Genomic DNA, 11,961 nt, shown 5'->3' with positions numbered 1-11,961 from the left:
AGTGCGGGTGGGTCGTGCGGCGGCACTGCTCAGGTCACGAAGACGATTCCGGCGTCCGTGCCCGCGGGCGTGTACTGGGCGAGCCGTGCGCGCAGACCGTCCTCGCGCTGCGGCCGGTACAGGTCGTGGAAGGCGCCCATCTCGCCGCCGTCGTCCGCGCCGCGCCGGATCTCCTCGGGGACGGGGGTCCCCCCGCTCGAGCGAAGCCGAGAGTGGGGGAGGTCGGCCAACTGCCCGTACCAGGGCGTCCCGTAGCGCACGGCGGCGAACAACGGCTGTACGCCGGGGGTGAGATCGGGCTGGCAGCGGTGCCGTCGTGGCGTGCGCGAGCCGGTGGGGACGTACGAGTACCGCAGGCAGCCGATGCCGCGCCGGGCCACCCGCAGCCTGCCCGTGAAGACCGAGTTCTCGGCGATCTCCACCGCGTGCGTGTGGACTTCGCCGATGACGGTCGCGCGGTGCACGTGCAGCACGGCGTGGGCGAGGCGGCAGTCCGGGGCGGACAGGGCCTCGCGGTCGTGACCGGTGGCGTCCAGGATGCTGTCGCGGAGGTGGATGTCGAGGGGGTCCTCGCCGACCTCGTCGCCGATGACCTCGATGGTGCCGAGGACGCTGTGCTCGATCTGGAGGCAGGCCGTGGTGCGGTCCAGGACGATGCTGGGCTCGTCGGGCGAGTGCGGCTCGCACCCGGGCTCCAGCGACCAGCCGGGTACGAGGGTGGTGTGCCGTACGACGACGGCTCCCATCGGCCCGGTGACGTTGATGCCGCGCCCGGCGACCAGCAGCCCGTCGAGGACGATGCGCGGCCGCTCGTGCGGGGCGCAGTCGTCCGCCACGGCACGGATGTTGAGGGCGTCGGGCCGGTTGCTGTACCAGTCGAGCAGGCGCATCACCGGCCGTGTGCCCTCGGCCGCCCGGACCTCCAGCCGGTCGCCGGGGTCGAGGTCGAAGTCCAGCTGCTCCTGGTAGGCGCCGCTGTGCGTGATCTCGATGATGCCGTCGGGGCCGGTGCGGCCCGCACGGCGGTCGTGCTGCCAGGCCCGGTAGGCGTCCATGATCTGCCGGTACGGCTGTCCGGGGCCGACCCGGTAGAAGGCGGCGTCGGGCCGGTCCACGCGGTCGGGCCGCTCGTACTCGCCGCCGCCCATGTCGGCGCCTGACGCGTAGTGGTAGTCCACCCACACGCCCTGCCGGGGCGCCGAGCGCGCACCGAACGCGATCCGCCCGAGCTCCGGGTCGACGGCGACCTGGCCGCGCTTGGGCCGGTAGCGCCAGTCGGACAGGTCGGCGACCACGATGTCGGACGGCGGTACGGGCTTGTCCTCGCCGTCGCGCCGGACGACGAAGCTCTTGCCGGGTCCGTAGTAGTCGAGGAGACGGTCGTGGAGCAGGCGGCGGGTGATGAACGCGGGGACGTGGTCGACCGTGGCGATGTGGGTCGGCGACGGCTCCGGGACCGGCTCGGTGACCAGGGGACTGTCATGGCCGAGGATCGAGAACGTGTAGAGGTTGCGGGCGCGGTCGATGCAGTACGCCGGCGAGGACGTCAGCGAGTACGCCTTCAGCCGCCACACGAAGAGGCCGACTCCCGCCGGGGTCCAACCCCCTTGCCTCCGGGACGAGTCGGCGCGGCGGACGTCGACGGTGCGGGCGGTGCTGTCGAAGGGGCCGCCGGTGAGCGCGAGCGCCGAGCCGTCCCGCAGGTCGAGGAGGCGCCCCCTCTCCCCCGCCGCGTCCCGGTACAGCTTCACCGACTGGTGGTGAGCGACCAGCCGCGACAGCTCCACAGCCCGCGCGGGCCAGCCCGCGACCTGCTCGGAGATCTCCTCCAGCAGGTGCAGGGTCCCCTTGCGGCGCCGGGCCGCGACCGTCGCCGCCACGTCCGCGCGCGGCGCGACGGCCTCGGCCAGCGCGGCACGCCCGCCCTCGTGCAGTCCCGCGGTGAGGACGCGTTCGTAACCCGGCAGGGTGCGGTATCCGACCAGGTCGCCGAGGTACGGCAGCACCCACGGGGCCGCCGTCTCGACGAACAGGTCCTCGTAGCCCTGCTCGACGCCGTCGCGGACCCGGTCGAGCTGTTCGGCGATGACCGCGAGCAGCGCCCGCAGCGGCTCGCCCTCCTCGGCGTCGCGCAGGAGGTGCCAGCGGGGCAGGAGGGCGGCGAGGCCGTCGGGTTCCCGGTTCGTGGTGAGGGCCGTCGAGTCGAACTGGACGTCCGCTGAATGCGCGGTCATCACTTGACCTCCGTCAGGATCAGGGTGTCCGCGGCTCGCGGGGACAGCAGGGCGAGCTGGGCGGGGCGGATGCCGCGGAAGACGAACACCGACCGGCCCTTCGCCAGGCGCCGGGTGTCGGTGATGTCGGGGTTGAGGCGCAGGAGTTCGGCGAGCGGAATGCCGTAGCGCGCGCAGACCGCCGACAGGGTCTCGCCGTCGGCGTCACGGACGGTGTGGATCTTCTCGTCGTACGTCGCCCCGCGCGCCGGAACACTCGACCGCGGCGCGCCTGGGTCGGTGAGCAGGCCGGCGAGCTCCTGTGGGGTGGCGGACGCGGGGACGCCGTTGAAGACGTCGACGTCGACGTAGTCGACACCCGGCACGGTGTGGGCCGCCGCGAGGAGGTCGGAGAGCCGGGCGGGCCTCCCCAACTCGCTTCCCTCATAGCCGAGTCGGCGCAGCAGTACCTGCCGCAGCCGCGGTTCGACGAATTCCCAGGCGTGGTCCGGAGCGACCTTCACCCTGGCGGCGACGAGGAGCAGGACCAGCTCGCGTACGTCCACACGGACGGGCAGGTTGGCGTCGCCGTACTCGGTGAGCGCCCCGCGCAGCGCGCGCAGGGTGGCCGATTCCCGGCCGTCTCCGTCCAGGGGCACGTCGTCGGTGCCCGCGACCGTCACGTGCAGCACGCGCCGCCGCCCGTCGAAGAGTTCGCGTGCGGCGGCCCGGCCGATGCCTGCCCGGGAGCGGGCGAAGTCCTCGTAGTCGGCCGCCGAGACGAGCCGGTCGAGGGCGGAGACGGCCAGCGGGACCGTCCGGCGGGTCAGGCCCGGACCGTCCGCGTCGGCGCCGCCCGTCGCCGGGCGGGGGTTCGTGACGGCGGTGACGCCGAGCGGGCGGGTCAGGGGCTGGGTGAGGCGGTCGGCAGGGACGTTGGCGGCCTTGCCGGTGCCGAAGCGGTAGCGGGCGTGGACGTTCTCGTGACCGCTGGGCAGCCGGGCCCCGTGCACGCCGTCGCCGAAGGTGACCGTCGTCCGGCCGTCGGAGGCGGTGCCGGTGATGTAGATCCGCTCGCGCGGGCCGCGTCCGGCGAGGCTGTCGACCTCGTGCCACAGGACGCCGTCGATCCGGATCTCCAGGACCGGTGTGGCGCCGAGGGGGTTGTCGTCGGCGAGCCAGGTGAGCGGGGACTGCCAGAGGGCGAACGTCTGGTTGACGCGGTCCGAGTCGCCGCTGCCGATGGCCTCCTCCCGGCTCTCGCCGTGGGTGGCCTCGACGACGTTTCCGAGGATGCGGACCGTCTCGCGGCGGTAGCGGTGGGCGAGGTCGGCGGTCAGGGTGAGGTGGGTGTGGACGTGGTCCCCCGGCAGGTGCGGGTCCACGGTCGCGTCGGCGGCGGCGATCGTGACGACCTCGGTGGCGGTGACGCCGACCGTCCCGGGGATGTCGCTGCGCTCACCGGTCACGACGAGGGTGCGTCCTGCGCCCAACCCGTCGTACAGCTCGGCCAGTTCGACCTCGTTGCCGTGGACCTCCTCGCCGAGCGGCTCGTCGGCCAGGCGCAGCGGCGCGCCCGCCGCGTGCACGGTGGTGTCGCGGATGTGCGACAGCAGGACGTCGAACTCGTCCAGCCACGGATCGGCAAAGGTGAGTTCGGTGCCTCGGCCGTTGATCCCGTAGTTGGCGTACGCCGCCGTACGCACCGCCACGACCTGGGTGGTGACGAACGCGAGCGCGGCGTCGCCGGGTATGCCGTCCTCGGCCCCCTTGGCGGGGCGCTGGATCGCGACCCAGCTGCCGACCGTGATGCCGGTGTGCACGGTGTCGAGCTGCAGCACGCGCCGGTTGACGGGCGCGGGCTTGCCGGCGATGACGATCTCGACCTTGGGCTCGCTGCTGCCCACCCCGTAGCGCAGGCTCACCTCGTACGCACCGTGGGTGATCTGCTCGGTGGTGCCAGGACGCAGGGAGATCTCCTGCGTGGCGCCGTTGTTGATGCCGACGTGGATCAGGCCGTCCTCGTCCGGACGGGACACGAACAGGGTGCATTCGGGCAGACCGTCGCGCAGGCGCGCGGTGACGCCGGGCTCCTGGGAGTCGGCGGGGACGGCGGTCCCCCCGGTCGATCGGGTGCGGGAGTGGGGGAGGTTGAGCCAGTTCAGTTCGCGGTCCTGGGGGGAACGCGTCGACAGGTCGACCTGGCCGGGGCCCAGTGCGAAGGTGATCTGCCCGGGGACGGGCAGCGGCACGGCCCGCTGGTCCGAGCCGTTGCCCTCGACGTACTGCAATTCCGCCCGGACCGGCTCCTTGCCCGCGGTGTCGTGGACGACCCGAAGGCTGGTCAGCACGGCCCCGGTGAGCGGCCAGTCGGCGCTGCGGATGACCCGGCCGTTGTCGTCCTGGACGGGCTTGAGCGGGGCCGTGGCGCCGAAGGGGGCTGCGGTGACCCGCATCGCGAGCAGGTCGCGCAGGAGCTGCGCGCTGCCGGGGGCGACGGCCGCCGCCCTGCGCCAGGCCGGGTAGAGGCCGGCGAGGCCGGGGTTGAGGGCCGCGAGGAGGCGGGCCGTGTCCGTGCCGGGGCGCCGGGGACCTGAGCCGGAGGGCGGGGCGGGGGTCTGGGCGCGGAGGGCCGGGAGGACGGCGGCCAAGGTGCGGAAGGCGGCATCGCCCGGGTCGGCGGTGCTCCTCGCCTTGGCGGCCACCAGGGTCTCGGCGGTCTGTGCGGGCGCCAACTCCCTTGCCCGCTCGGCGAGTTCGGCCAGCACCGCCTCCAGCTGCTCGAACCAGCCCGCGACGTCCTCCCACGGAGTGGCCAGCACCTGCGCCTCACCGAGGCGGGCGACAGGCTCCGCGAGGGCGGCCGCGAGGCTCTCGGGTGTCTTCACGTCGTCCAGCGCCGCCCGGAGCGGGGCCAGTACCTGGTCCTCGAAGTCCTCGATCAGCCGGCTCACCGGCCGCGGGTTCGGGACCTCCGGCGTAGGCGGTTCCTCCCCCGGCACGCCGGGAGCCGCGGGCTCGGCGATCCACCGCCGCACCTCGTCGACCAGCTCCTTCAGCGTGGGCGGTGCCGACTTCTGCAGGGAGATCGCCGTGATGTCGTCGTCCCGGTCGACGCGTACGTCCGCGACGGGCAGCAACTTCCTTTCCCCGCCCGCCTGTTCACCGAAGACGAAGAGCAGCTGGTCACCGGTCTGCAGGGAGTTCGCGGTGCCTTCGACGAAGAGTTCGGAGCGTCGCTCCAGATCCTGTGGGGTGACCAGGGACGGCCGGCGCCTGCGCACCTTCAGCTCGTTCCAGTCCCAGCGGGCCGTGAGGTCCCGGCTGGTCTCGAAGGTCACGGACTCCTCGTCGGCGGAGGCGGGCACGCCGTGGGTGCGGGCGCCGCGCGGGATCAGCACGGGCAGCGTCTCGGCACGCGGGTCGCGTTCGAGGGTGTAGGCGAGGTGGGTGGTGGCGGCGACGCCCGGCCGCGGGCGGTGGCCGACGAGCCGGCCCAGCAGGGCCGGCGACCGGTGCTCACCCGCCGTGCGCAGGTAGGCCTCGTCGGCGATCCGCTCGGAGTGGAACGTGAGGAGGTCGCCGAGGACGGCGGTGGCATCGAGGAGGCCGATCGCCGGGTCGTCGGGCGTACGGACGGTCAGGCCCCCGAGCGCCGGGTACGCCGGTGAGGCGAGCCGGTCGAGCAGGGCGGCCAGGAACGAGCCGTACTCGCCGACGCGGTAGTCGAGGGCGGTGCGGCCGGGAGGGTTGTGCGGCGGGGCGGGCGCGAGACGCTCGTCGTGGCCGCCGCACGCGCCCCCGCAGGAACAGGCCTGACTCATCGGGCACCTCCCAGGGATATCGCCAGGTGGCCGTTCTCCGGCCGGTCCGGGTCGTTGTCGCACGTGGCGATCTCCAGCGGGCCGAGCCGCAGCACGCCGTCCTCCCTCTCTCCTCGGTCCTGCTCGAACAGTCGCCGCAGACGGTCGACCTGGACGTTCTGCACGCCCGGCACGGCCGCGGCGACGGCGACCAGACGGCTCAGGCGGACGGGTTCGCCGAAGGTCAGCGCGTCCGGGTGGAAGAACCCGAGCCGTCCTCCGGAGAGCCGGCCGCTGCCGAGGACCCGGTACAGCTCGGTCAGGATCTGCCCGTGCTGATGGCCGGGCGCGGCGCACACGCTCAGCGCGATGTCGAGCGGCACCAGGCGGGCGGGCCCGACCACGAGGTCGTGGCCGATGCGCCGGTACGCCCCCAGGGACTCCTCGACCCGGGCGAGCAGCTCGGCCGGCGGCTGTGCGCTGCCGTACGCGTCGATCGCGACGTGGGCCTCCTGGACACTGCCGGTCCAGCGGATCTCCGCCGCCGCCCGCTGCACACCCGGCAGGGCACGGGCGAGGTCCGCGTAGTCCTCGGCGGTGACCGCGCGCAGGCGGGTGCGGCGCAGGTCGAGCGGGGCCAACTGGCGTGCCTGCTCGACGGTTTCGGGCTCGACCCCGCCGGTGGCGGGCAGCGGGTTGCGGACCACGGTGGCCCGCGGCTGTTCACAGTCGCTCTGGATGACCAGGTGGTTGATGGCCTCCGCGCCGACGTTGCCGGCGATGCCGCCGCCGAGCCGGTGGTGCAGGGCGAGCCTGCTGCCCGGTGTCGGCCTGGCGCCGTGCCTGCCGTCCCCGAAGCGTAGGGCGACGCGCCCGTCGTCCTCCAGCTCCCCGACGAAGTGCCGGTCGCGGGGCCCGCTGTGGAGCAGGTCGCGGCGTGGCAGCCAGGTCAGATCGCCGTCCTCGACGCGTACGGCGGGCAGCGCCCTGCGCGGGTCCTGGCCGAGCGCGGCGGCCGCGGACCCCCGCAGCACGGGCTCGTCGGGGTGCAGTCCTGCCGCGTACGCCGGGCCCCAGCTGTGCGCGATCTCCCAGGCGATGTGCCCGTCGAGGACCGCGCCCGCACGGGCCCGGGACGCGAGGATCTCCGCGCGGCGCAGCTTCGCGCCGAGCAACTCGTCGTTCCTGTGGAGGAGTTCGCGCAGGGCGCGGACGGGATGCGTCCGCAGTTCGAGCCGCTCCAGGACCTTCAGGCCGTAGATGACGGCGAGTTCCTCGATCTCCTCGTTCGCGAGCCCGTCGCGGTCACGGGCGCTGCGCCACAGCTCGACGAGCCGCTGTCGCACCCGTCCCGCGATCGCGGCGATCCGCTCGGCCTGCCCGGCGGCCACGACCTGCGCGTCCGGGAACGGCACCGCCTGGACCACCGGGGAACGGCCGAGTACGGGGCGGAAGCGGGGGGCGATCCCCGGGTAGACGGATTGCGCGAGCAGGGTGCGCAGAGCGGCCGTCTGGGCGTACGCCGTGCCGGGTGTCACCCGCTCGTGCCGCTGCCCGGCGCGCTCGAGCCCGAGTCCGGCGCGGACGGTCGCCGCCTCGCCCACCACCTCGAACAGCTCGCGGACGTCGTCCGGTACGAGTGCCTGCCCGTCCGCCGCCCGGTCCGTGAGGGAGTTGATGAGCCGGGCCGGTGCGTTGCCCTCGTTCCGGTCGCCGCAGCCGAAGGCGGGAGGGTCGCAGGGCGCGACGACGGCCGGATCGGGCGGCACGGTGGCCGTCTGCGGGAGTCCGGTGAGGGTGCGGCCGTGGTCGACGAGGACGGCGTTGCCGCGGGCCAGGCCCACGTCCTCGACGGGCAGGCAGTCGCGTCCGCCGCGCGTGGTGAGGCGGAGCGGGAAGCGCAGGGCGTCCTCGGCGGCCCAGGTGACCTCCAGGACCGGCTGGTCCTCGATGCGGTCGACGCCCGGGGTGACGGAGGTGAGGCGTACGGCCTGGCGGTGGCGGGGGTCGGCGTCGCCGGGGGTGCCGGTGCGCGGGCCCTTCACCTCCTCCAGGACCAGTACGTCTCCGGGTCTGAGGGCGAGGCGGCGCTCCCGGCAGGTCTCCGGGTCGTCCCACTCGTCGCGCAGGGTGGCCGAGGTGGCGCCCGAGGGCAGGGTGCACACCTCGCCGCCCCAGGTCCACAGGCGGATCCTGTTGTGCGCGACCTTCAGTTCCAACGGGTCGGCGGCGACGACCGGTTCGAAGACCTCCACCGAGCCGCGCTCGTCCAGGTCGCCGAGGTCGCTCTCGTCGATCACCGTGCCCGGTTCGGGCCGGTCGTGCGGGTCGAGGGTGCGCACGTCGACAGAGGCGAAGCGGAAGGTGCCCGGAGCGAGGGTGGTGTCACCGGCGGTCTGCACGGTGACATACGCCCGCGCGGTGCAGCCGTCGTTCATGGCGTAGTCGATGAGCCGGACGTGCCGCCGTACGGAGACCCGGCGGCGCGCGGTGTCCAGGTAGGCCTCGGTGGCCACCGCGTCCTGCTGGTAGCTGATCTGGTCGCCGGTGTACGCGAGCAGCTCGACGAGGGTGACGCCCAGGTCGGCGGGGTTGCGCTCGACCCAGTCGGGGGTCGTGAGCGCGAGCCGGTCCAGGAGCAGCTTGCGGATGGTGTCGTAGTCGCGGGCCGTGTAGTCGACGACGGGCGCGGCCGGGAAGTCCGGTACGCCCTCGCCGTCGCCCTTGCAGTCGAAGGGAGTCGGGCAGTCGGCCCGGAAGGAGAAGGAGGCGCGGTGGTAGCGCTGGTCGAAACCGCGGAAGGGCTCGGTGCCGGGCCGCCCGTACGGATCGGCCTCGACGAGCGAGAACACGTACGGCGAGGTGTCTCCGGCCCGGTCGAGGGTGACGTAGAGCCGGTCGTCGAGCTCCGGGTCCTCCTCGCGCTCGACGCTGACGTCGACAGCGGTGATGCCGGTGATCCGGCGGCCGCCGTCGATCCGGACGTTCTCCGGCCCGAGGCCGTGCGGCGCCTTGCCGAGGAACAGGACGGTGAGCAGCAGCCCGTCGTCACCGACCTCGACGGAGTCGACTCCGTTGAGCTGAGCGGCTCTTACCTTGACGCGGCGGGAGGTGGTGGTAGCGGTGGTCACGCCGCCCTCCCTTCGAAGACGTCGTCCGCGCGGGTTCCGGTGACGCGCAGGACGTACGACAGGTGGACCCGTACGGCGTCGTCGGCGCTCTCCACGTCGAGGGCCACCACGTCGATGAGGTCGCCGAGCCAGCGCTGGAGCGAGGCCTGCACGGACAGTTCGAGCGTGCTGACGAGTTCGGGGCTGTTCGGGGCGAAGACCAGATCGAGGAGCCCGCAACCGAAGTCGGGGCGCATCACGCGTTCGCCGGGGCTGGTGAACAGCAGTTGCTCGATCAGGTCGTGGATGTGCTCGCCGCGGGCGGCGTGCGCGGTGCGTCCCCGGCGGTCGGCGCGGAAGGGGAACGCGATGTCGCTGCGCGGGCGGGTTCCCGGGCTCGTCGGGCTCATCGGACGGTCACCTTTCGCTGTGCGGCCTGGACGACGGGCGGCCCCTGCGGCACGAACGCCGCGGTGAAGCACTGGGCCGCGGAGGTGTCGAGCAGCACGGGCGCGCCGTCGACCGTGATGCCGGTGCCGTCGGCGGTCCAGCGGACCGAGACGCAGGGCGTGCGCACACCGGCGACGGTGTGCGGGCAGCCGGTGACGACGTACGCGTGCGTGGCCGACGCGACGGCCACGCCCCCGATGCGTACGCCGCCGGAGGGTGTGGTGGCGGCGGTGACCCGGCCGCCGTGCGGGCAGCCGATCACGGCGCCGGCGTCGAGCAGACTCCCGGACACTTGGTGCTTCCCCCGTCTTCTATCGCTTCGAGAGCACGGTCAACTGGCCCTCGTTGATGGTTACTTCGTTGCCGCGGAGTACGACCTCGGCGCCTGCGCCGGTCGCGATGACCACGGCCTCCCTGGTGATGCGGATGTACGCGCCGCCCTGGGCCTGGAGCAGGATCCCCTGCTCGGCGCCGGCGGTGTCGTTCATAACGAGCTTGTGCGCGGCCGGTGTCTGTACGACGACCGGCTTGCTGGGCGAGTTCGCCGCCAGCTCACGGCGCGCGTCGGGCGGCAGTTCCTCGGCGGCGCCGTACCAACACCCGGTCCACACCGGGAAGCTGGGGTCGCCCTGCTCGAACTCCACCCACACGCCCGCGCCCGGCGGCGGCACCACGAACTGCCCGGCCTCGGGCCCGGTGAACGGCAGGCACGGAAGCGCCCAGGTGGATGCCTCGTCACCGAGGACGTCCGGGACCTCGACCGTGATGCGGCCGATGCGCAGCGGATCGTTGTTGTTCACGACCCGCCCGCGGAACTTGCCGAGGTAGCGATTGCCGTCTGCCGCCATGCTGAACTGCTCCTGATCAAGGGGTTGTCGTTACGGTCGGACGTAGTCGCTGCGCGCCTCCAGCCCCTCCCTGGAGAGGGTGAAGTTCTGCTGGAACGAGCCCGGGCGCAGGTTGTGCGTGACGGACTTGACGTAATAGTCGCCGTCGTAGGCCCGCCCGGAGCCGCGCACGCCGACCAGCTGTCGGGGCTGCAGGATGTACCCGTGCCGGTTGACGTCGAGCGAGCCGGACCCGGAGACGACGTCGGCGGAGACGGCGGCACGGGCGAGGAGTTCGGCCTCGGCCTGCTCGCGCTGCTGCTTGGCCGTCCCGGACAGGGTCCTGCGCTTGAGGGCCGGGGTGGGCCGGCGCCCGAGGGGCGGGCGCAGCGGGCTGATCGGTGGCTGCGGAAGAAGGGTCGACTGCCGGGTCCCCGGATCCTGCCACCGCGCCTGCGGCTCTTCGCGCGCCGTCCCGTCGTAGGCGAACGTCAGCTGGTCCACGGTGCTGTTGGCGTCCATGTTGACACTGAGGGCGTGCTGACGGATGCCGAGCCGGACCTCGGGGCCCCAACGGGCGGAGGACTGGCCGGGGTTGGGGCCAGGCTCCAGGTAGAAGGTGTAGCCGTTGGCGCGGGCCAGATCGGTGACGTACTGGAGGTCGGTGCCGGTCTGGTAGTGGACGCGCAGGTCCTGGTGCGGGGGCTGGGCGATCTTCTCTGCGTAGACGTCGGGCCGGATGCCGTAGTCGGAGTACCGGCGCAGGATGTTGAGGACGCGCTCGGAGGGCGGCAGGTTGGGATACCGGGCGGTGCGCTCCTCCAGGTCCATCAGCAGCGTCAGGTCCTCGCCGGTGACGGTGAGGGTGGAGTGGCCGGGCTGATTGCTGGCACCGACCTCCTGCCGCACGATGAGCCCGTCGAAGAGCACGTCGGGGGTGCCCCGGACGCTGACCGTGACGATGATCCGCGTCTTCGGGTCGAAGAACCCCTCGGGCAGGAGCCGCTGGCTGATGATCCCGCTCTTGGTGAGGTCGAAGGCGATCTGAAAGCCGCTGCGCTCCCCCGCGGTGGCCGTGATCTGAGCGGACAGCAACGCCTCGGTCACCTCGGCCGGCACGGGCCGGGCGAGCTTCGGCCCCATGAGGAGCGTGATGTGGACGGGGCCCTGCCCCACAGGCTGTTCAGACACGCCGGTCCCCTCGGGGCGTCCCGCCGGCGACCGGGATCTCGACGACGCGCCCGGCCTCGTCCGTCAACTCCCTTGGATCCAGAACCGGGTTGGCGTCGGCGATCCGCCACCACTGGCCGGGGTCCCCGAAAACGCGCTGGGCGAGCAGATCGGGGCGCTCGCCGGCGCCGACGACGTGGTCCTGCGTCTCCTGCGCGTCGAGCGGGGGCAGCAACCGGCGCTTGGTGTAGCGGACTTCGGTGCCGTCCTCCTGGCGGTGGATGCCGATCTCGGCGTCGTGGTACCGGCTCGTCCGCGGATACGGATGGGAGCCCGGTATCGCCCCCAGCGCACTCTCGTAGGACTCGATGTCTGCCATGGCGGTGCT

The 11,961-nt window shown here is 73.2% G+C and carries 8 protein-coding genes; all 8 read right to left on the bottom strand.

What is annotated here, in order from left to right; all coding sequences use genetic code 11:
• Positions 1 to 29: 29 nt before the first annotated feature.
• The 8 genes from ACIPWY_RS00255 to ACIPWY_RS00220 are packed head-to-tail and all read right to left on the bottom strand — an operon-like array spanning position 30 to position 11,952.
• Positions 30 to 2,234 carry a hypothetical protein gene (locus ACIPWY_RS00255; protein WP_401531964.1) on the bottom strand — a complete coding sequence of 735 codons (2,205 nt, stop codon included), beginning with the start codon at positions 2,232 to 2,234 and terminating at the stop codon, positions 30 to 32.
• Positions 2,234 to 6,037, bottom strand: coding sequence for a putative baseplate assembly protein (locus ACIPWY_RS00250; RefSeq protein WP_401531963.1), 3,804 nt, complete (start codon positions 6,035 to 6,037; stop codon positions 2,234 to 2,236). Before ACIPWY_RS00250 ends, ACIPWY_RS00255 begins: the two co-directional genes overlap by 1 nt.
• On the bottom strand, positions 6,034 to 9,147 hold the full coding sequence (locus ACIPWY_RS00245) for a putative baseplate assembly protein (protein WP_401531962.1): 3,114 nt from the start codon (positions 9,145 to 9,147) through the stop codon (positions 6,034 to 6,036). The genes ACIPWY_RS00250 and ACIPWY_RS00245 overlap by 4 nt, the downstream gene beginning before the upstream one ends.
• A complete protein-coding gene (locus ACIPWY_RS00240; RefSeq protein WP_401531961.1) occupies positions 9,144 to 9,536 on the bottom strand; it encodes a GPW/gp25 family protein in 393 nt (130 codons plus the stop codon). The genes ACIPWY_RS00245 and ACIPWY_RS00240 overlap by 4 nt, the downstream gene beginning before the upstream one ends.
• Positions 9,533 to 9,868 (bottom strand): hypothetical protein, encoded by a 336-nt coding sequence (locus ACIPWY_RS00235; protein WP_362899175.1) that lies wholly within the window; start codon positions 9,866 to 9,868, stop codon positions 9,533 to 9,535. The genes ACIPWY_RS00240 and ACIPWY_RS00235 overlap by 4 nt, the downstream gene beginning before the upstream one ends.
• 19 nt (positions 9,869 to 9,887) lie before the next feature.
• On the bottom strand, positions 9,888 to 10,424 hold the full coding sequence (locus ACIPWY_RS00230) for a phage baseplate assembly protein V (RefSeq protein WP_362899177.1): 537 nt from the start codon (positions 10,422 to 10,424) through the stop codon (positions 9,888 to 9,890).
• Between the two features lie 30 nt (positions 10,425 to 10,454).
• Positions 10,455 to 11,594 (bottom strand): hypothetical protein, encoded by a 1,140-nt coding sequence (locus ACIPWY_RS00225; protein ID WP_362899179.1) that lies wholly within the window; start codon positions 11,592 to 11,594, stop codon positions 10,455 to 10,457.
• Positions 11,587 to 11,952 carry a hypothetical protein gene (locus ACIPWY_RS00220; protein WP_362899180.1) on the bottom strand — a complete coding sequence of 122 codons (366 nt, stop codon included), beginning with the start codon at positions 11,950 to 11,952 and terminating at the stop codon, positions 11,587 to 11,589. Before ACIPWY_RS00220 ends, ACIPWY_RS00225 begins: the two co-directional genes overlap by 8 nt.
• Positions 11,953 to 11,961: the final 9 nt, after the last annotated feature.

The organism is Streptomyces sp. NPDC090032, assembly GCF_044748025.1.
Classification (GTDB): domain Bacteria; phylum Actinomycetota; class Actinomycetes; order Streptomycetales; family Streptomycetaceae; genus Streptomyces.
The sequence above is the reverse complement of the archived record's forward strand: the minus strand, read 5'-3'. Positions and strand labels throughout refer to the sequence as shown.